At 65.6% G+C, this 21235-nt stretch carries 16 protein-coding genes; 11 read left to right on the forward strand and 5 right to left on the reverse strand.

Annotated elements, in window-relative coordinates:
- The first annotated feature begins 365 nt into the window (after positions 1-365).
- The 8 genes from ABQY64_RS13980 to ABQY64_RS14015 all read left to right on the forward strand — a co-directional run bounded on the left by ABQY64_RS13980 (position 366) and on the right by ABQY64_RS14015 (position 12451).
- Entirely contained in the window at positions 366-794 is a 429-nt protein-coding gene (locus ABQY64_RS13980) for a MarR family winged helix-turn-helix transcriptional regulator (protein ID WP_349780059.1), read from the forward strand.
- Positions 791-2014 (forward strand): MFS transporter, encoded by a 1224-nt coding sequence (locus ABQY64_RS13985; protein ID WP_349780058.1) that lies wholly within the window; start codon positions 791-793, stop codon positions 2012-2014. The genes ABQY64_RS13980 and ABQY64_RS13985 overlap by 4 nt, the downstream gene beginning before the upstream one ends.
- Positions 2015-2426: 412 nt before the next feature.
- Positions 2427-4802, forward strand: coding sequence for a TonB-dependent receptor domain-containing protein (locus ABQY64_RS13990; protein ID WP_349780057.1), 2376 nt, complete (start codon positions 2427-2429; stop codon positions 4800-4802).
- Between the two features lie 917 nt (positions 4803-5719).
- Complete coding sequence (locus ABQY64_RS13995; protein ID WP_349780056.1) at positions 5720-7489, forward strand: S8 family peptidase; 1770 nt, start codon at positions 5720-5722, stop codon at positions 7487-7489.
- Position 7490: 1 nt separating this feature from the next.
- Positions 7491-8117, forward strand: coding sequence for a hypothetical protein (locus ABQY64_RS14000; RefSeq protein ID WP_349780055.1), 627 nt, complete (start codon positions 7491-7493; stop codon positions 8115-8117).
- 177 nt (positions 8118-8294) lie between these two features.
- On the forward strand, positions 8295-10043 hold the full coding sequence (locus tag ABQY64_RS14005; RefSeq protein ID WP_349780125.1) for a S8 family peptidase: 1749 nt from the start codon (positions 8295-8297) through the stop codon (positions 10041-10043).
- A 1-nt stretch (position 10044) separates the two neighbouring features.
- Entirely contained in the window at positions 10045-11856 is a 1812-nt protein-coding gene (locus ABQY64_RS14010; protein WP_374151299.1) for a S8 family serine peptidase, read from the forward strand.
- A gap of 1 nt (position 11857) precedes the next feature.
- Positions 11858-12451: a hypothetical protein gene (locus tag ABQY64_RS14015; protein WP_349780054.1), complete on the forward strand. Its 594-nt coding sequence runs from the start codon at positions 11858-11860 to the stop codon at positions 12449-12451.
- 69 nt (positions 12452-12520) lie between these two features.
- On the opposite strand, the gene ABQY64_RS14020 is transcribed toward ABQY64_RS14015, so the two are convergent.
- Entirely contained in the window at positions 12521-13552 is a 1032-nt protein-coding gene (locus ABQY64_RS14020; protein WP_349780053.1) for an aldo/keto reductase, read from the reverse strand.
- Positions 13553-13698: 146 nt separating this feature from the next.
- Positions 13699-14910 (reverse strand): MFS transporter, encoded by a 1212-nt coding sequence (locus ABQY64_RS14025; RefSeq protein WP_016902330.1) that lies wholly within the window; start codon positions 14908-14910, stop codon positions 13699-13701.
- Between the two features lie 100 nt (positions 14911-15010).
- Here ABQY64_RS14025 and ABQY64_RS14030 point away from each other — a divergent pair, with 100 nt between their 5' ends.
- On the forward strand, positions 15011-15925 hold the full coding sequence (locus ABQY64_RS14030; RefSeq protein ID WP_047126854.1) for a LysR family transcriptional regulator: 915 nt from the start codon (positions 15011-15013) through the stop codon (positions 15923-15925).
- A gap of 804 nt (positions 15926-16729) precedes the next feature.
- Here the strand turns inward: ABQY64_RS14030 and ABQY64_RS14035 are convergent.
- The gene (locus ABQY64_RS14035; protein WP_039522385.1) at positions 16730-16933 is read right to left on the reverse strand and encodes a hypothetical protein; all 204 of its coding nucleotides are present in this window, start codon (positions 16931-16933) and stop codon (positions 16730-16732) included.
- 234 nt (positions 16934-17167) lie between these two features.
- Between ABQY64_RS14035 and ABQY64_RS14040 the strand changes: the two genes are divergently transcribed.
- Complete coding sequence (locus ABQY64_RS14040) at positions 17168-18076, forward strand: AraC family transcriptional regulator (protein WP_211914071.1); 909 nt, start codon at positions 17168-17170, stop codon at positions 18074-18076.
- Positions 18077-18189: 113 nt separating this feature from the next.
- On the opposite strand, the gene ABQY64_RS14045 is transcribed toward ABQY64_RS14040, so the two are convergent.
- Positions 18190-18663 (reverse strand): cupin domain-containing protein, encoded by a 474-nt coding sequence (locus tag ABQY64_RS14045; RefSeq protein ID WP_024939905.1) that lies wholly within the window; start codon positions 18661-18663, stop codon positions 18190-18192.
- A 192-nt stretch (positions 18664-18855) separates the two neighbouring features.
- Here ABQY64_RS14045 and ABQY64_RS14050 point away from each other — a divergent pair, with 192 nt between their 5' ends.
- Entirely contained in the window at positions 18856-19755 is a 900-nt protein-coding gene (locus tag ABQY64_RS14050; RefSeq protein WP_047126857.1) for a LysR family transcriptional regulator, read from the forward strand.
- Positions 19756-20150: 395 nt separating this feature from the next.
- Here ABQY64_RS14050 and ABQY64_RS14055 read toward each other — a convergent pair whose 3' ends face one another.
- On the reverse strand, positions 20151-21134 hold the full coding sequence (locus tag ABQY64_RS14055; RefSeq protein WP_349780052.1) for an aldo/keto reductase: 984 nt from the start codon (positions 21132-21134) through the stop codon (positions 20151-20153).
- Between the last annotated feature and the right edge of the window lie 101 nt (positions 21135-21235).

The following is a 21235-nucleotide window of genomic DNA, read 5'->3' on the forward strand; positions in this document are numbered from 1 at the left end:
GCCTCGTCATGTCCGGCGGCGGGGCTGCCGGTCTCGGCGTTCTGCAGTGCTGCGCGCATTTGCATGGCAATGGTTGTTCTGCGCCACATCGCTCCCTGTAACGAGCCGATGCAATGCATTGCACTGGCTGGCTCGACGCCCCGCTGACCGATCACACCGAGGCCGCTTGCCGACGTCGGCCGATAGCCGACGCTGCCCGGTACGCACCAATGCATGTGCCAGCGCCGTCGTTGCAGCGGGTCGGGTGGTCTTCCCGCGCAGACTCGATCGATCCTGCTTCGACGGACAAGCGCCCAACGTTCGCCATGCGCTTGCCAATAGGTGCATATGCACGCAAAGTGCGAGCATCCTTGTGGAGCATCGCCATGTCCGGGACCAGCCCCTGCACCTGCTTCCAGCTGCGCCGCGCCGCACGGCGCACCTCGCAGCTGTACGACCATGCCCTGGCGCAGGTGGGCCTGAGCCTCAACGAATACTCGATCCTGCGCCGGCTGGTCAGCGCACAGCCGTTGGGCGCGTTGGCGCACTCGCTGGGCATGGATCGCACCACGCTGACTCGCAATCTCAAGCCGCTGCTGGCGGCGGGCTGGGTGCGGGTACGTCGCGGCGAGGATGCGCGCCAGAAACTGGTGGTACTGAGCCGCAGTGGGCGCGGGCTGCTGGTGCGCGCCCTGCCGCACTGGCAACGCGCGCAGACGCAGCTGGAAACGCTGTTCGGCAGCGTCTCCACCGCGCAGTTGCACGCCACCCTGATGCAACTGGATGCGGCCCTGGACGCGGAGGCAGCGCCATGAATACCTCTGCGAGCGCCCGCACCAGCGCGCAGTGGGGATTGCTGCTCATCGCCTCGGCCATGCTGATGCTGACGATGGGCGCACGCCAGACTACCGGCCTGTTCGTGGAGCCGATCCATCGCCAGACCGGGATCGGCATCGCGTCGATCAGCTTCGCGCTGGCGGTGGGGCAACTGGTCTGGGGCGCAGTGCAGCCAGTGTTCGGCGCGATCGCCGATGCGCGCGGGCCACTGCCGGTGCTGCTGTTCGGCGGCGTGCTGTTGTCGCTGGGCCTTGGGCTGAGCCCGTGGCTGGCCAGTGAGTGGGGCCTGATCGTCTCGCTGGGCATCCTGGCTGCCGCCGGTGCGGGCGCCGGCAGTTTTTCGGTGCTGATCGGTGCCACTGCCAGCCGGCTCGCACCGGAGCGGCGTTCGTTCGCGGCCGGGCTGATCAATGCCGGCGGCTCGCTCGGCCAGTTCGTGTTTGCGCCACTGGTGCAGCTGATGATCGGCGCCGCCGGCTGGGCCAGGGCGATGACGGGGCTGGCGATGATCTCCCTGCTGACCTTGCCGCTGGCCTGGCCGCTGCGACGTAGATCGACGCCGCCGAGCACGCACACGCCGATCGCAGACGACGACATCGGCTTGCGTGCGCAACTGCAGGTTGCCATGCGCGACCGCAGTTACTGGTGCCTGCATCTGGGCTTTTTCACTTGCGGGGTGCATATCGCGTTTTTGGTCACGCACCTGCCCGGCGAGATCGCGCTCTGCGGCCTACCCGCCAGCGTGTCGGCGGTGTCGATCGCGTTGATCGGCCTGTTCAACGTGGCCGGCAGCCTGGTCGCCGGCAAGCTCGGCGAACGCATCCGCATGAAGTGGCTGCTGTGCGCCTTGTATGCCAGCCGTGCGGTGCTGATCGGCTTGTACCTGATCGCGCCGCCGACGCCGCTGACCTTCTACCTGTTCGCCGCGGCACTGGGCTTTACCTGGCTGGGCACGGTGCCGCCGACGGCGGGCTTGATCGGCAAACTGTTCGGCCCGCGCTACCTGGGGACCTTGTTCGGCCTGACCTTGCTGTCGCACCAGATCGGCGGCTTTTTCGGGGCGTGGCTGGGCGGGCTGGCGCTGGAGCGCTTCGGCGATTACAGCTGGATGTGGTACGCCGACATGCTGCTGGCAGTCATCGCCGCACTGATCAACCTGCCAATCCGCGAAGCCGCGCCGGTACGCGCAGCAGCGTAAAACGGGCGCAAGCGCGCACCTGCCTATCGGCCTGCGTGCAGCGAGATCGCTGTGCCATTGCATGGTGCCTGGCAGCACATGCGCAAAGGCCATCGTGCCGCGACGATGGATCGCATCGGCTGCCGCTGTGGTGCGCGTTGAACGGCCCCACACGCAGCCCGATAGCGACACACGTGCACTGCGCACGCGCTGTCTGGCGCCTTGCCGCATTGATCAATAGCGAGCACATCGCCTGCACCGAGTGCCGCAGCGCACAACAGCTTTTGCCGGCAACTCCGTTAGAACAACAGCGCGACGTGTGTCGCTGCGTTGCGCGACCGGCCCCTGTGACGTGCTGCCGGTCACCCTTTGGCGGCGCGTGCACGATTGCGCGCATTGCCGCCAGCTGTGACGTCATCCCAGGAGAGCTTTCATGACCGCATCGATGCCCCGCTATGCCCTGTCCCTTGCCATCGGCGCCCTGCTTGCGCCTGCCGTGCACGCGCAGACGTCCACCGCCGAGCCGCGCAGCGAGGCCACCACGCTGGATGCAGTGATCGTCAGCGGCACCGCGCGCTTCAAGGGCCTAGCCAAGCGTGATGCCAGCTTCTCGATCACCACCGCCAGCCCGGAGCAGATCCAGCAGGCCGTGCCGCAGAGCACTGCGGACCTGCTGAAGATCGTACCCGGCGTATGGGCCGAGCCCAGCGGCGGCGGCACCGGCGCCAATATCTTCGTGCGCGGCATGCCATCCGAAGGCGATGCGCCGTTCGTGACCATGCAACTGGATGGCTCGCCGCTGTTTCCGCCGCCGACCCTGTCGTTCCTGGAAAATTCCACGCTGTTCCGCGTCGACGACACGGTCGAGCGCATGGAGGTATTGCGTGGCGGCTCCAGCCCGATCTTCTCCAACGGCCAGCCGGGTCTGACGGTCAACTTCATCCAGAAAAAAGGCCAGGACGAGCCCGAAGGCAGCGTGCGGCTGACCGGCGGCAACAACGCGCTGCGCCGCATCGACGTCTTCAACAGCGGGCCGATGGGCAACGGCTGGTACTACAGCGTGGGCGGTTTCTTTCGCGAAACCGATGGCGTGCGCGACCCGCAGTTTTCCGCCGACAAGGGTGGCCAGTTCAGCGCCACCTTGAGCAAGCGCTGGGACAGTGGCGAGCTGTCGTTCTACGCGCGGCATACCGACGACAACAATGCCTTCTATACCGCCATTCCGCTGCTGTCGCGCAACAACGGCAACGACCTGTCCAGCTTCCCCGGTTTGAATGCGCAGACCGGCACTCTGCTCGGCCGCGACTTCCGCAATGTCGACCTGCTGGTCGGGCCGGATGGACAGACCATCCGCCGCGATCTGGCCGACGGCCGCGGCGTCAACATCGATGTATTCGGCGGCGAACTGAACTGGGAGACCGGTGACTGGACCATTGCCGACCGCTTCAACGTGATGAGCGGCAGCGCGCCGACCTATGCGTTGTTCACCGGCGATGCGCCGGTGCGATTGAGCGATTTCATCGCCAGTTACAGCACTACCGGCAGCGGTAGCTTCACCAATGGCGGCGGCGGCGTCGATCCGAATCAGCAGGTGCTGGAAGCCGGCTGGTGGTCGGTGGACAAGCGCCTGAATTCGGTCACCAACGACCTGCGCCTGAGCCGCGAATTGTTTACGGGCAACACGCTCACCGTGGGCGCGTACTACGCCAAATATTCCTCGGCAGACACCTGGTACCTGGGCAACACCATGCTGCTCACCGCGCAGAACAACGCGCGTCGTATCGATCTGGCGCTGGACAACGGCCAGCAGGCCACGCGCCAGGGTTTCACCAGCACCGCGTTTTTCAACCTGCGCGCCAACTACGATGGCGAGAACATCGCCGCCTTCGTCGCCGACGAATGGGAGCTCAACGCGTGGCTGCGCCTGGACCTGGGCGCCCGCTACGAGCGCCAGAGCGTCACCGGCGACGTGCACGACACCGCCACCGTTGATCTGGACGGCAACCCGGCCACGCTGTACGACAACGCCACCTCGCTGGCACTGGCCAGCACGCGCCGCATCGACCAAGACGATGAGGCGTTCTCCTGGACGGCGGGCCTGAACTTCACGCTCGATACGCATAACAGCCTGTTCGCGCGGGTCAACTCGGGGGTGAAGTTCCCCGGCTTCGACAATCTGCGCGATGGCCAGAATCGCGTGCAGGAAGTGGATCAGTACGAACTCGGGCTCAAGTCCGGTGCCAGTAGCTACGACCTGTACCTGACCGCGTTCTACAACACCTTCAAGAACTCGCCGTTCCAGGCGTTCCTGGCCAATGGTGAGAACTTCACCACCGTGGGCGACTCGCGTGCGCGCGGGCTGGAAGTGGAAGGCGCCATCCGCCCGTTCGGCGGCTTCGAGCTGGCCGGCACCGGGGTGTGGCTGGATGCCAAGTACCGCAACTACCGCGAGTTCACCGGCAACCAGGTGATGCGCCAGCCCAAGCGCCAGTTCCGCATCACGCCCAGCTATTACTGGATGCTGCCGTTCGGCGACCTCAAGGTGTTTGCCACCTATTCCTACATCGGCGACCGCTTTGCGGACCTGGCCAACAGCCAGCGGCTGCCGTCCTACGACATGCTCGACATCGGCGCCAACCTGCATGTGGGCGAGCACTGGGAAGTAACCGCCAGCGGCAGCAACGTTACCGACACGCTGGGCCTGACCGAAGGCAATGTGCGTGTACCGGGTGCAGCGACCGGCGGCGTCTTCATGGGCCGGCCGATCGCCGGACGGCAGTACCAGATGTCGGTGGCGTATCGCTGGTAGGTGGCAGGATCAAGACAGCGAGGCATCACGGCGTCGGTCCTGGACACACGTGGGATCGGCGCCTTTTTGTTGCCACAGCACATGTGTGCACCGGGAACACCTGTGCCACTGTGCAGTTAACGATGCGGGTTATTGGCGCGGCACAGGCGATGCCACCCGCACGCCCGCATACAGCGTCTCAGTACTGAATCGTGGGGCATCGCATGACTGCGCCCCCTGCGCAGCACCGCCGCAATTCGCGTGCTGCCCCGCGCCGGATGCGAAGCAAATCCGCGCATCGCGATGCTTTCTGTCAATGAAAAACTGATAGCTCGCAACAGATCGCGGCCAATCCTGTGCGAAAAACGTCGCATCGCGAGCGTGAATCGGCATGTCCTGCATGAAGTGCGCAACGGATCACGCGCCGGTCATCTGGCGCTCGGGTTGCGAGCGCGGATTGCGCCATCTCTAATCGGATCGCTGGCAAGGCGTTCGCATTGCCAGCGTCGGCTGCGCGGACGCGCACGGGGGAGCCGACTGATGACCCGGCCGCATCCGTCCAGCGTGTGGGACCGATGCGTACCACTGGCTCTTTCGGGATACACGGACATGCACCCTGTTGCTGCCTCTTCGCGTGGTTCTCCTGCACGCACGATTCAACTCCACCTGAGGTTGACGGCGTGCTGGCACGGCCAAGCGCATCTGTTCGGCGCTGCCTGATCGGTTTTGCTCGCCGCGGCCGCTGCCGTATGGATTCACTTTCTACGCTTGCTGACGCGTCTGATTCGGGCTCGATAGGCACGGCCTGACTCTGTTGAAGCAATTGCGCTGGTCGATCGCCTGATCGGCCGGACGGGGAACTGTGTCGTATCGATCGTGCCTACCCTTGACTGGACTCAAACGGAATGAACCCTTATCGCAGGTGCCCTCTCGCGCTGTTGATCGCTGCCCTACTGATCACAAGCGTGCCACTCTCGGCACTGGCCGACACGCCAGTGACCGCTCCCACCGCCACCGCCAGCTCCAAGGCCAGCGCACTGGGCAGCGATCCATTGCTGCGCTACCAATGGCACCTTTCCAACCAGGGACAGGCCGTGATCGGCGACAGCCGTCCGCTGCCCGGGGTCGATATGGATGTGGATCTGCTGCATGCCTTGGGCATTCGCGGCCGTGGCGTCCGCGTCGGCGTAGTGGACGACGGCCTGGAGATCGGCCACGAAGATCTGCGCGACAACATCCTCCCGAATGGCTCGCACAATTTCGGCAACGGGTCGCACGACCCCACCCCCACCGACCCGGATTTCGGTCACGGCACCTCGGTGGCGGGCATCATCGCTGCGGTTGGATGGAATGGCCGTGGCGGTCGCGGCGTTGCGCCCGAAGCCTTGCTTGCAGGCTTCGATTTTCTGGGGAGCGACTCGGCCGGCAGCGGCGCAGAAGTCAGTTATTCCTGGGGCAATGGTCCCGAAGCACGCACCATCGATATCTTCAACAACAGCTGGGGTTCGACCCAGGCCAGCTACCCCGACTTTCCGCTGGAAGAGCGTCAGTCCTGGGAAGCGTTGATGCGTTCGACACGCGGCGGGCTGGGTGGCATCTACATCAAGTCAGCCGGCAACAGCTTCAGGCGTTTTCGCATCCGCGATGCAGAGGGCAACATCGTCAATGCTTGCAGCGAACTGTCGCGCACCTTGAATGTCGGATGCGTGCTCGCCAATGTCGATCCACTCAACAATGTTCCCGCCACCATCGTGGTCGCCAGCGTGGACGCCACCGGCAAGCGCGCCTCCTACTCGTCGTCCGGTTCGGCGTTGTGGATCTCCGGCCTGGGCGGAGAGTTTGGATACCAGCGCAGGTTCTCTCCCAACGTGGCGCAGACCGCCTCCCCCGAGACCGCGCCGTTCGTCTACGATCCGGCCATCGTCACCACCGATCTCAGCGGCTGCAGCGCTGGCGACAATGTGGATGGCGCGACGGTCGAAAACGCGCTCGCCGGCAGCACCTCCAGGATCGACGCATCCTGCAACTACAGCGCGTTGATGAACGGCACATCTGCCGCTGCGCCCACCGTCTCAGGTGTCGCAGCGCTGATTCTAAGCTCCAACCCCGGCCTGACCGCCCGCGATGTTAAGTACATCCTGGCCAAGACCGCGCGCCAGATCGATCCCTGGCAGCCGCGCGCGGTCTACCAGGGCAGCGTGATCGACCCGGGTTGGATCACCAATGCCGCCGGCCATCGTTTCAGCAACTGGTATGGCTTCGGCCTGGCCGACGGCGCCGCAGCCGTCTACGAGGCGACCTATTTCAAGCCCCTGCCTCCGGTACGCGACACGCAATGGGTTGCATCCACCGCTGCTGCAAGTCAGATCGGTGGACCTGCACGACCAGCCAAACAACGCATTCGCATCACGCAGGCAATGAAGGTGGAAGGCGTGCAGCTGTCATTGGCCACCTCGCACCGCAATCCGGCCAATCTGCGCGTGGTGCTGGAGTCGCCCAGCGGAACGCGTAGCTACGTCGTCACCCCGTTCTCGGTACTGGATCCGGCCGAATACGCGAAGACCGGGTTCTACATCGATCTCACCTCCACCAACGCTTTTCTCGATGAGCGGGCGCAAGGCGTGTGGACGCTGGAAGTCACCGACATGACCGAGCCGCGAACCACCGCGGCGCTGCAGAATTTCAAACTTCGCATCCTGGGGCACTGACATGAAAAGCATTCTCCTTACTTCGGTCCTTGTTGCTTCCTTGGCCGCGTGCGGGTTCGCGCATGCCGGCCAGTACATGGACGCCCAGGCGCTCAGCGCAGCGGCCACCGGCGAGCGATTCCAATCCGGGAACGATACCTATCGCATGCTGCCCGGCGTCGTGGTCTCCGACCCACTGCCGAACGACCGCTTAAACGCCGCTCCCGCATCTGCCGCCAAGGTGCGCGCAAGCAGCGCAGCAGCAATCGATGGCAATGTTGCCGCACGAATCGGCCCCTATGCCATCGTCCTTCCGTCAACCAGCGCTGCACGTGGCGCGTCCAGGCTTGCATCCACATCCACGGGCTCGGCAGAACGCGCCATCGCCGCAGCGGTGAACGAACGCAATGGACGCGTCGTACTGGTCCAGCCGCAGCTGAAGCTGACCGACACCACGCCAAGCGCTGTCAGTGCACTGGCACGCAGCTCCGGCGGGCGCGTCGTCTACGCCTCGACGATCGACAACAGCGCAGTGATTGCCTATCCGTCGATCGAACAGACGCAGCAGGCCTTGACCCGTCTGCGCGCCAGCACGCCCGGCACGCAGGCGGCGCTGGTGGTGCAACAGTCGGTCATGCAGCCGATGTAGCAGACCTCCGAGCGACCGTCGAGCGCGCGCGCGGCGGGCCGCTCTGCGGACGCATCCATCTACAACGCGGCAATCGAGCGAAGGCGTACCTGCCATCGCTGCCTTGCTCGCTCACACGCATTCGACCATCGATCGGAGAACAGCATGAGCTGTGTTCGCAAGCATCACCGCAGCGCCATGGTTGGCGCGCTGCTGATCGGCGCCCCACTGTACACGGCGGTGGCCGCCGCTCCGGTCACCGCCTTGCGTACGGATGCCGACGACCCGCTGGTGCGGTATCAGTGGCACATCTCCAATCAGGGGCAGCAGGTCATCGGCGACATCCGCCCGGTTGCGGGCGTGGATATGGATGTGGATGTCCTGCATTCCCTTGGGATTCGTGGCAAAGGCATCCGCGTCGGCGTGGTGGATGACGGATTGGAACTGGGTCATGAAGATCTAGCCGACAACATCATTCCGAACGGCTCGTACAACTTCGAGACCGGCTCCCATGACGTGACGCCCATCGACCCTTTCCTGTCTCATGGCACTGCGGTCGCGGGCATTGTCGCGGCCGTTGGCTGGAACGGGCGTGGTGGCCGCGGCGTGGCGCCCGAAGCCAGGCTTGCGGGGTTCGATTTCGACGCCCGCGACTCGTCCAGGAACCTGGCCAGCGTGCGCTATGCCTGGGGCGATGGGCCGGAAGGTCGAAACATCGATATCTTCAACAACAGCTGGGGCCAGCCGGCCTCGTTCTACCTGGATTTTCCGCAACAGGAGCAAGCGTCATGGGCGGCATTGATGCGCTCGACCCGCGGTGGACTGGGAGCGGTTTACGTCAAGATCGGGGGTAACGATTTCCTCAGTCTGCAGATGCCGGATCAGGACTGGAACATGCGCGATCTGTGTGGCCCGCGCGCCCGCGCGGCAGGGGTCGGCTGCGGACTGGCCAATCTGGACCCACTCAACAACCTGTTTGACACCATCACCGTCGCAAGCGTCGATGCCAGCGGCAAACGCGCAGCGTATTCTTCACCCGGTTCCGCGCTATGGGTGTCTGGTCTTGGCGGACTGATAGGAATGCAACGCGCCTTCGTCCCTGACCCGGGCGAACGCCTGCCCCCTGATGCAGTGCCCTTTGCGTATGGCCCCGCGCTGGTGACGACCGACCTGAGCAGTTGTTCGGCAGGCTACAACCAAGATCGCGGTCTTGATCCGGCCAATGCGCTGGATACCAGCAGTTCGAAGATCGACCCCCGCTGCAACTACACGGCCCGCTTCAACGGCACCTCCGCCGCCGCGCCAACCGTGTCCGGCGTCGCCGCTCTCATGCTGGGCGTCAATGCCAGCCTCAGTGCCCGGGACGTGAAGTACATCCTGGCCACCACCGCGCGCCAGGTCGACCCACAACAACCGCGCGCCACATATCAGGGCAGCGTGATCGATCCGGGCTGGATCACCAATGCGGCCGGACATCGCTTCAGCAACTGGTATGGATTCGGCCTGGTCGATGGTGCCGAGGCGGTCTACAAAGCTAGCGACTTCACGCCGCTTCCTCCAGTGCGAGACTCTCGTTGGATTGCGTCCACTGCCGCCCCAAGCCAGATTGGCGGACCGGCGCGGCCGGCCAAGCAGCGCATCCGCATCACGCAAGCAATGAAGGTGGAAGGCGTGCAACTGTCGCTTGCCACATCGCATCGCAACCCGACCGATCTGCGCGTGGTCCTGGAATCTCCCAGCAGCACACGCAGCTATGTGCTCACGCCCTTTTCAGCGCTCGATGCTTCGGCGTACGCAAAAACCGGCTTCTATATCGACCTGACGTCCAGCAATGCCTTCCTGGACGAAAAGGCGCAAGGCGTGTGGACGCTGGAAGTGACCGACATGACCGAGCCGGCGATTACTGCGGCACTGCAAGACTTCAAGCTTCGCATCCTGGGGCACTGACATGAAATACATGATGCTTACTTCGGCGTCACTTGCCTGCTTCGCCGCATGCGGCCTGGCGTATGCCAGCCAGCACGGGGATGCCCATGTGTTCAGCGCAGCGGCCAACGCCGCAACACAGCAAGGCGACGACCCACTGTTCCGCTACCAATGGCATCTGCTCAATCAGGGCCAGCCAGTGTTCGGCGATGGACGCCCGCTGCCCGGCGTGGACCTGGACGTAGATATCCTGCACGCACTGGGCATCCGCGGCGCAGGCGTCAAGGTTGCGGTGATCGATGACGGCCTGGAGATCGCACACCCGGACCTGGTCGACAATATCGTCGCCAACGGCTCGCGCAATTTCCTGACCGGCTCCAACGACCCGACGCCACCGGCGAGCGAGATCGATAGCGACCACGGCACCGCAGTTGCGGGCATCATTGCCGAGCGCGGATGGAACGGGATCGGCGGACGTGGCGTTGCACCGGAGGCCAGGTTGGCAGGCTTCAATGCAATTGCAGAGCCGGATGGCAGCAAGCAGTACGTCGACATTCGCTACGCCTGGGGCGACGGGCCGGAAGGGCGCGCCATGGAGGTGTTCAACAACAGTTGGGGTGGTTCGTCGCGCGCGTATCCCTACACCGAAGTCGACGAACAACAGTCGCTCGAAAGACTGATGCAGGCGCAGCGCGGCGGGAAAGGCGGGGTGTATGTCAAGGCTGCCGGCAATGACTTCTTTGCCCTTATCGAGAACGATGCACAGGGCAATCCGGTGGATCGCTGTGCAGACCAGACCCGCAAGCTCGGTGTCGGCTGCGCACTGGCCAACACCGACCAGTTCAACAACCTGATCACCACGATCGTGGCCGGTGCCGTCAACGCCGATGGCGTGCGGGCGTCGTACTCATCTCCAGGCTCTGCACTGTGGGTCTCCGGGCTGGGTGGCGAGTATGGGTTTCAGCGCGCCTTCGATCCGCACCCGGAAACGGCCCGGCCCTCTTATGGGCTCACCAACCTTCTGCCGCTGCGGCGCTTCTATAAGGCCGCAATCGTCACCACCGACCTCAGCGGCTGTGCAGCGGGCAACAACCGTGATCGCACCCGGCAGATGCAGAACGCGCTCGACAGCAGCCGCTCCAAGATCGATGCATCGTGCAACTACACCGCGCGCATGAACGGCACCTCGGCGGCATCGCCTACCGTGGCGGGCGTGGCGGCCTTGATGTTGGGCGCCAATCCGCAGCTGACCCTGCGGGATGTCAAATACATCCTGGCAACCACCGCGACCCAGGTCGACCCAACTCAACCCAAGGCCCTCTACAACGGCACCGTGATCGACCCGGGTTGGGTCACCAATGCGGCGGGCCATCGTTTCAGCAACTGGTATGGCTTCGGGCTGGTCGACGCCGCCGCGGCTGTGGAACGTGCAATGCACTTCGCCTCGCTGCCCGCCCTGCAGGACACGAGCTGGAAAGTGTATGAAGGCAACAGCAGCACCATCGGGGGTGTCGCGGCACCGGCCAGGTTGTCATTGAACATCACCCAATCCTTCAAGGTGGAAGGCGTGCAACTGTATTTCTCGGCCACCCATAAGGACCCCAGTCACCTGCGGGTGGTGCTGGTGTCGCCCAGCGGCACGCGCAGCACGGTGATGACGCCGTTTTCCACACTCGATCAGGCCCCCGACGGCACCGTGGTCTGGCTGACATCGAGCAACGCCTTCCTGGACGAACCCTCGGCCGGGCGCTGGACGCTGGAGGTCGACGACATGCTCGCCGACCAGGGCAAGGAGCAACTGGAGGAATTCGAAATGCGCGTGGTGGGCCACTGACATGAAGACATCCTTACTGACGCTGCTCGTTGTCGTTGCAGCCGGCGTCTGCGCTCCCGCGTCGGCGCAGCTGGTCGACAGCAAACGCCTGCACGCTGCGGCGACCGGGCCGACCATCGCTGCGGGACGCAGCAGCTTCCGGCTGATTCCCGGCGCAGTGATCAGGCTGGCCGACGGTGCGCCTGCAACGACCGCCGCACGCGCGGCGCAGGCGTCGCAAACCACCACAGACGCTCCAGTTGCACGCTTCGACCGCTACGCGATCTATCTCGATGCCGGCACGGCCGCACGCACGGCCGCCGTGGTTCCTGCCGGGCAAGCCCCGCGCGTGGCCGCAGCGCTCGAAACGCGCAGCGGCCAACTGATCCTGCTGGGCTCCTCGATCAAACTGTTCAATACCACGCCGGCCATCGCCGCTGGATTGGCCTCACGTACCGGCGGCACACTGATCTATTCCTCGGCCATTGATGGCAGCGCAATGATCGGCTACGACTCGGTGGCCACCGCACTGGATAACTGCAAACAGCTGCAAGGCAGCAAAGGCGTGGGCGCGATCATGCCCGAGGTGATTACGCGCGCGGCACGGCCGTTGTGAGGCGGCAACGGTGAGGGAGGCCACGCTGCCGCCAACCGACAGCAGCGTGGCGCGATGGCGCAGCCCGCGTCATACCGGCAGCGGGCTGCGTTCGGCAAAGTGCCCGCGCCAGTACGGGTAATACGGATACGGTGGCTCCACCGCGCTCACCGCATCCAGGCGCGCGCGTTGCGCGTCCGTCAGCGACCAGCCCACCGCACCCAGGTTCTGGCGCAGCTGCACTTCGTCACGTGCGCCGATCAGCACTGTGCTCACGGTGGGCCGCTGCAGCAGCCAGTTGATGGCGATCTGCGGCACGCTGCGGCCGGTCTCGTCGGCAATCGCGTCGAGCACATCGACGATGTCGAACAGGCGCTCGTCGCTGATCGCCGGCCCGGCGGCCGCGGTGGCATGCAGGCGACTGTGTTCCGGCAATGCCTGGCCGCGGCGCAGCTTGCCGGTCAGGCGCCCCCAGCCCAGCGGACTCCACACCACCGCGCCCACACCCTGGTCGATGCCCAACGGCATCAGCTCCCATTCGTAGTCGCGCCCTGCCAGCGAGTAATAGGTCTGGTTGGCGACAAAGCGGCTCCAGCCCTGCGCATCGGCCACCGCCAACGACTTCATCAGCTGCCAGCCGGCGTAATTGGACGCGCCCAGGTAGCGCACCTTGCCGGCGCGGACCAGCCCATCGAGCGTGGACAGGGTTTCTTCCATCGGCGTCATCGCGTCGAAGGCATGCAGCTGCAGCAGATCGATATAGTCGGTGCGCAGGCGTCGCAACGAGGCATCCACCGCACGCAACAGGCGGAAGCGCGAGGCACCGGCGTCGTTGGGCCCATCGCCCAGGCGCAGACCGGTCTTGGTCGAGAGGATCACCTGATCGCGGCGGCCCTGCAACGCCTGGCCGAGAATCTCTTCAGAGGCGCCGTCCGAATACACATCGGCGGTGTCGAACAGGTTCAGGCCCGCCTCCAGGCACAGGTCGATCATGCGCTGCGCCTGCGCGACATCGGTATCGCCCCATGCAGAAAACAGCGGCCCCTTGCCGCCAAAGGTACCGGCCCCCAGACCGAGCACCGGGACCTTGAAACCGGAACGGCCGAGAAAACGTGTCTCCATCGCAATGCTCCTTGAAACCGAAAGAAAATCCGCGCGCTGCCGGTCGATCCGGCCATGCGCGATGCCAGGCGCCGCTCGCCGATCACCCGCACGAGCGCGCAGGGTTGCCGGTTGCGCGGTTACTGCGCTCGTGCCTAAAAAACGAATCAACCCGCCTGCGCACACACGCCCGGCGCGGCGGCACGCCGGCGTTGCAGTTGCACGCTCCACAACGCGATGCCCAGGCCGAGCGCGCTCAACAGCGCGGCAACCCACGGCGTGGCGACCAGGCCGGCATGCGTGGCGATCACCACGCCGCCCAGCCAGGCGCCCAGCGCATTGCCCAGATTGAACGCGGCGATATTGAGACTGGAGGCCAGGTTCTGGCCGGCACCGCGTGCATGCTCGAGCACGCGCAACTGCAGCGGCGCCACGGTGGCGAAGGCGGCCACGCCCAGCAGCCCGACGAACACCACCATCGCAGTCTTGTTGTGCAGGACCAGGCCCATCGCGGCGAGCACCACCACCAATGCCGCCAGGCTGCCCAGCAACGCGGCGGTGGGGCGCCGGTCGGCCAGACGCCCACCCAGCAGATTGCCCACGATCATGCCGACGCCGAAGACCAGCAACACCGGCGACACCGCCGTCTGCGCAAAACCGCTCACGTCCACCAGCAACGGCTGGATATAGGTGAACACTGCGAACACGCCGGCATAGCCCACCACCGTGATCGCCAGGGCCAGCAGCACCTGCCCGCGCCCCAGCACCGCCACTTCCTGGCGCCACGACACCGGCGCGGCCGCGCCTGCGTTCGCCGGCACCCACAGCGCTACCGCGGCCGTGGCCAGCACGCCGACGACCGCAACCGCCCAGAACGTCGCCCGCCAGCCCAGCTGCAGACCCAGCCAGGCGCCGGCCGGCACGCCCAGCAGGGTGGCCACGGTCAGGCCGGCAAACATCAGCGAGATCGCCGACGCCCGGCGCTCGGCCGGGACCAGCGAGGTCGCCACCACCGCGCCCACGCCGAAGAAGGTGCCGTGCGCCAGTGAGGTCAGCACGCGCGCAACCATCAGGCTGGTGTAATCCGGCGCCAGCGCGCAGGCCACGTTGCCCAGGGTGAAGATCGCCATCAAGCCGACCAGCACCGCCTTGCGCGGCAGCCGCGCACTGGCCAGGGTCAGCACCGGCGCCCCGACGAAAACGCCCAGCGCATAGCCGCTGATCAGCAGGCCGGCAGCGCTGAGCGACACGCCCAGGTCGGTGGCCACCTGCTGGAGCAGGCCCATGATCACGAACTCGGTGGTGCCGATGCCGAAGGCACCGATGGTCAGCGCCAGCAGCGCTGGCGGAAAACGGGAAGAACGCGCGGAAGCAGACATGGGCATGGACCAGGGAAGACAACCAACAGCCTGCGCTCCGGGGTCCTAAGCAAAAACCCCTGTTATCCTGATTCACTATCAACCAATCATTGAGAATCGCATGGACCGCCTCGGCGATATCGCGCTGTTCCTGCGCGTGCTCGATTCCGGCTCGATCACTGCAGGTGCGCGCAGCCTGGACCTGTCGGTGGCGGTCGCCAGCCAGCGCCTGAAGCGTCTGGAGCGCGACCTGGGCGTGCGCCTGCTGCACCGGACCACGCGCCGGCTGCACCCGACCCCCGAAGGCCAGCGCCTGGCCGAGCGCGGCCGCGTGCTGGTGCAGGATCTGGATGCGCTGGCCGACGATCTGCGCGAGAGCGCACACGCGGTCGGCGGCATCCTGCGCATGACCATGTCGGCCTCGTTCGGGCGGCAGTACGTGTCGCCGTTGCTGCCGGAATTCCAGGCCCGTCATCCACGCGTGCACATCAGTGCGCACCTGAGCGACGACCTGGTGGACCTGGTCAGGCAAGGCTTCGATCTGGCGATCCGCATCGGCCCGCTGGACGACTCCGGGCTGGTAGCGCGGCGCATCGCCGACAACCGCCGCACCCTCGCCGCCTCGCCCGACTATCTGCAGCGCCATGGCACCCCGCGCACGCCGGACGACCTGGCCGGGCATGCCGGCGTGCTGCTGATGGGCCGCGACGGCCGCCAGGATGTCTGGCAATTGCAAACGCCGGAGGGCGGCCTGGTACGCGTCCGCATGCAGAGCCGCTTCGAAAGCAATTTCGGTGAGTTGATCCGCGATGCGGCCGTCGCCGGCCAGGGCATCGCGTTGCATTCGTACTGGCATATCGCAGAAGAACTGCGCAATGGCCGGTTGGTCGAAGTACTCCCCGATTACCCGCCGCCAACCTCGCAGATCAACGCGGTGATGCCGGCGCGCCAGCTGCAGCCACCACGTGTGCGTGCATTCGTGGATTTTCTGCAGGAACGCCTGGGCGAAGTGCCGCCGTGGGAGCTTGGCGGTTGAACGCGAGCGCGTTGCTTGCGTCTGCCGGTCCTTGCTGGACGTGGATCGATGCGTGGCTGCTAATCAACATCTTGGTTGGTTAGTGGCTGGATTCGGTCGAGTCGCGCTGTTGGATCACTGGTGGCGGCGATCTGCGAGTTTGCTGCAGGGCCCTTGCACGCCCACCATCGCAGCACATGCCGCAAGGCAGAGCGGGCGATCTACGCCTTTGCGGACAGATCGGCTGTAAAGCAGGCGATCTGCCGCTTGGCTGCAGGGCCCTTGCCCGCCCACCATCGCGGGACACGCCGCAAGTACGTCCGTGTAGGCTCTTACGCGGCATCCATGCCGCGTAAGGTCCCGCGACGGTAGGCGGGCAAGGACCTGTCTGGATGGTCGGGGTGCACAATTAAGAGCAGTGCCTGATGCGCGTTGTTTGATGCCGATGCGCCAGCTCAACACCCGATGCATCTCGAGCGACAACCAGTCGGGATGGTCGGTGCGCATAGCTACGAGCAGTGCGTCATGTGCATTTGGATAGCGATGTACCTGCGCGGCCCAACAGTCAACGACCAATGCACATCGCGCGACAAGCAGCTCTTATGCGAGCGCCGACCACCTTTCTGGTGCGGTGTCCTCGCCGCTTGCGGGACCCTTGGCGGCATGGATGCCGCCAAGGAGCCTCCACGGATGGATTCACGGCGTGTCCCGCAAGTGGTGAGGGCACCGCACACTCGACTCACCAATAAATAAAATGCGTGCGGTCGGCTCGTTGGCACCGTCGCTCCAGCGTCAGGGATGTTTTTGGCGCCCTAACGCCCTCGTTTAGCGCCCTGCACGCAGCAAGCGCCTGTGCAATCCACGCCGCTGCGCTTCGCTGAGCAGATGCCCATGCGTGTTCAACAATCCCAGGATTTGCTGATGCGCTTGCGCCGTGCGGCGCGCAAGTTCGGCCGTGGCGGCAGCTTCAAGCGCCTTCCAGTCGGCCGGGCTTGCCGGTGCGGCGATGGTCGAACGTTTTGCGGGCATGGGACTGGGCGGTCACGGAAACAGACACCCATGATACGGCGCGTATGTGAGCGCCAGATCGTGGCTGGCCTGCCGTTTTGAGGCACCGGGCGCGTGGGCCTGACCGTCTGTGCCGGCGCCAATCAGCGCTACCCTTGCCCGCTTCTGCTACAGACATGCCGGCTACATGACAGTGGGTCTTGTACGATCGATGGCATCGCGGCCACGCCGCCTGGTGCCATTGCCGAGTCCTGCATGTCCGCCTTGACCGAGATGACCGACATCCTGCTGCGCCATGCCCCCGGCGACGGCATGCATGCCACCCGGATTGCCGGGCTGCAGATCATGCGCAGCGCCTCGCCCACCATGTCGGTGCCCACGGTCTATACGCCGATGCTGTGCTTGGTGGCGCAAGGCCGCAAGCAGGCGATGCTGGGCGCGGCGGCGTATCTCTATCACCCGCAGATGTATCTGGTGGCCTCGGTGGATCTGCCGATCGTCGGTTCGGTGATCGAGGCCAGTGCCGCGCAACCGTATCTGTGTTTCTGCCTGGATCTGGACACCGCGGTGCTGAGTGATCTGGCCGTCAGCCACCCGGAGCTGGTCGAGCCGCAACGCGATACGGCCCAGGCCGGCTTGTTGCTCAACCACAGCACGCCGCCATTGCAGGACGCTGCAGTGCGGCTGGCGCGTCTGCTCGATCAACCGCAGGAGATCGCCGCGCTGGCGCCGCTGGTCCTGCGCGAAGTGCTCTATCGCCTGATGGCCGATCCGGCCAATGCGGTGGTCCGCCAGATGGCCATCGCCGACAGCCGGCTCAATCAGATTTCCAAAGCCATTGTCTGGCTGCGCGAGCATTACGCACAGCGCTTCCGCATCGAGCAGATTGCCGATCTGTCGGCGATGAGCCGCTCCACCTTTCATGCGCATTTCAAGGCGGTCACCTCGATGACGCCGCTGGAATATCGCTCGCATCTGCGCGTGCACGAAGCGCGTCGACTAATGCTGGCCGAAGCGCTGAATGCCGCCGATGCCGGCTTCCGCGTCGGCTACGAGAGCGCCTCGCAATTCAGTCGCGACTACGCACGCATTCTCGGCGCGCCGCCCGCACGTGACGCCCAACGGTTGCGTGCCGGGGCACAGGCTGCGACACAAGCGGCGTAAGCTCATTCGTGCGCAGTTACGCGGTGGAGTGCAGTCATGCGCACTCGCACTAAGCGACATGCATCACCTACGATGACGCGGCAGACCGCACCACGTCATCGTTGAGCGCCGTGTCACTCGGCCGCGTACTGCGCCTCGCTGACCTGCTCCAGCCAGGTCACCGGCGAGCCGTCCTGCGCTTCGGCGATGGCGATATGCGACATCGCCACGGTGGCGTTGGCGCCGTGCCAGTGCTTGACGCCCGGCGGAATCCACACGATGTCGCCCGGGCGGATCTGCTGCGCCGGCTTGCCCCATTCCTGCACGCGCCCGGCACCGGCGGTGACGATCAGCGTCTGCCCCAATGGGTGGGTGTGCCAGGCGGTGCGCGCGCCCGGCTCGAAGGTCACCGTGGCGCCGCCCACCCGCGCCGGCGCGTCGGCCTGGAAAGGCGCATCGATGCGCACCTTGCCGGTGAAATAGTCGGCCGGGCCGGCCGCAGATGCGGCGCCACCGGCCTTGCTCACCCTGATCGCCTGTTGCTCTTCACCGCCGGGCGTGACGGCGGCCATCATCGACAGCGACATCGCAGTTGCGAACAGATTCATGGCAGTGCTCCTCGATCCAAGTGCCTGCACTGTAGCGCGCGTGCGCGCCGGCACTACCCGGGCAACCGCGCATGCACCTAGAAACACAGCGCATCAATGCGGCAGTGACACCTCGGATTTGAAGCCATCACGCAGCATCGCGCATGATGCAGCCGCATGAATCGCATGCGCTGGAGTCGGCCGTCGCAAGCAATGGCGCGGGAAAATCTCAACGATCTGCAGGTCTTCGTCACCGTGGCGCGCGAGGGTAGCTTTACCCGTGCGGCCGCGCAGCTGGGCGTCTCGCAATCGGCGCTGAGCCATACCGTGCGCGCACTGGAAACACGCCTGGGCGTCCGTCTGTTGACCCGCACCACGCGCAGCGTGTCGATGACCGAAGCCGGCGCACGCCTGTTCGACACCGTGGCACCGCGGCTGGAAGAGATCGACGACGAGCTGTCCGCGCTCACCGACTTCCGCGACAAGCCGGCCGGCACCATCCGTATCACCACCGCCGGCCACGCCGCCGATGCCTACATCTGGCCGGCGTTGTCGAACGTGCTGCCCGACTATCCCGACCTCAAGATCGAGGTCACCGTCGATTACGGGCTGGCCGACATCGTTGCCGAGCGCTACGACATCGGCATCCGGCTGGGCGACCAGGTCGCCAAGGACATGGTCGCGGTGCCGATCAGTCCGATGCAGCGCATGGCGGTGGTGGCGGTGCCGGGCTACTTCGTGCACCACACCATCCCCGCCGCGCCGGCCGAGCTGGCCCGGCACAACTGCATCGGCTTGCGCCTGCCCACCCATGGCGGCCTGCTGCCCTGGGATTTCGAAAAGGACGGCCGCGAGGTCAAGGTGCGCGTGGACGGGCAATGGACCTTCAACGGCAGCAGCGCCATCCTGCGTGCCGCGTTGGCCGGCGGCGGACTCGCGTTCTTGCCGGAAACCATGGTGCTGGAGCACATCGCCGCCGGCCGGCTACGCCGCGTGCTGGAGGACTGGTGCGAGCCGTTCGACGGCTATTACGCCTATTACCCCAGCCGCCGCCAATCCTCGCGCGCACTCAAGGTAGTGATCGACGCATTGCGGCACGACCTGGCGCGTTGACGCGCCCGTGTAGGAGCGTGCCTGCGCGCGACGAAGCGTTACCGATAACGCCCATCGCGCGCGGGCGCGCTCCTACGACAGCGTCGTTTTGCGGCCGGTTTAAAGGGGTGATCAACGCAGTGCGGCACGATCCGGCGCGCAGACACGCTTGTGTAGGAGCGCGCTTGCGCGCGACGAGGCCTTTGTCGGTAACGCCCCATCGCGCGCGGGCACGCTCCTACGACAGCGTCGGCTTGCGGGTTGAAGGGGGTGATCGATGCGTTGCGGCACGACCTGGTGCGCTGACGCGCCCGTGTAGGAGCGTGCCTGCGCGCGACGAGGCCTTTGTCGGTAACGCCCCATCACGCGCGAGCGCGCTCCTACGACAGCGTCGGTTGGCGGGGTTGATTGCTGGGTTATTTACCGACCAGCTTCTGTCGCTCCGGGCTGTAACGCTCGCCGACGATCGCTACCGCATCCAGCGCCTGCTGGATGCGCGCAAGATCCTCGTTGTTCAAGGTCAAGGCGGCGCCGCCCAGGTTTTCTTCCAGGCGATGCAGCTTGGTAGTGCCGGGAATCGGCACGATCCACGGCTTGCGCGACAGCAACCATGCCAGCGCGACCTGCGCCGGGGTGGCGCCCTTGTCGGCAGCGATGGCCTGGATGCGTTGGACCAGCGCCTGGTTGGCCTGACGCGCCTCGGCAGCGAAGCGCGGCACCTGATTACGGAAATCGTCGGCAGAAAATTGCGTGTCGGCCTGGATGGCGCCGGTCAAAAAGCCCTTGCCGAGCGGGCTGAACGGCACGAAGCCGATCCCGAGTGCTTCCAGCGTTGGCAAGACGCTGGTTTCCGGCTCGCGCCACCACAGCGAGTATTCGCTCTGCACCGCCGTCACCGGCTGCACCGCGTGCGCGCGCCGGATGGTATCGGCACCGGCTTCGGACAGGCCGAAGTGCCTGACCTTGCCTTCGGCGATCAAGTCCTTGACCGTGCCGGCCACCTCTTCGATCGGCACCGCCGGGTCCACGCGATGTTGATAGAACAGGTCGATGCGGTCGGTCTTCAGGCGCGTCAGGCTGGCCTCGGCCACCGCACGGATCCGCTCTGGACGACTGTCGAGCCCGGCGTCGGCATGTCCGTCCTTGAAGCCGAACTTGGTCGCAATCACCAGCTGGTCGCGGTGCGCCGCCAGCGCTTCGCCCAGCAATGCCTCGTTGGCGAACGGCCCGTAGGCCTCGGCCGTATCGAAGAAGGTGATGCCGCGCTCCACTGCCACATGCAGCAAGCCGACGGCCTCCTTGCGCGCGGTCGCCGGCCCGTAGCCATAACTCAGGCCCATGCAGCCCAGGCCCAGCGCGGACACCTGCAGCCCGCTGTTTCCCAACTGTCGTGTTTGCATCATGTGCTCCCGCGGCAACGGCCGCATCGAATGAGTCGGCCGCAGGCGGCAATACCGCTGCAGCACCGATGCGCCACGATAGTCCTGGGCCGCAGGCACAT

Source organism: Xanthomonas sp. WHRI 7065 (assembly GCF_040203115.2).
Classification (GTDB): Bacteria; Pseudomonadota; Gammaproteobacteria; order Xanthomonadales; family Xanthomonadaceae; genus Xanthomonas; species Xanthomonas arboricola.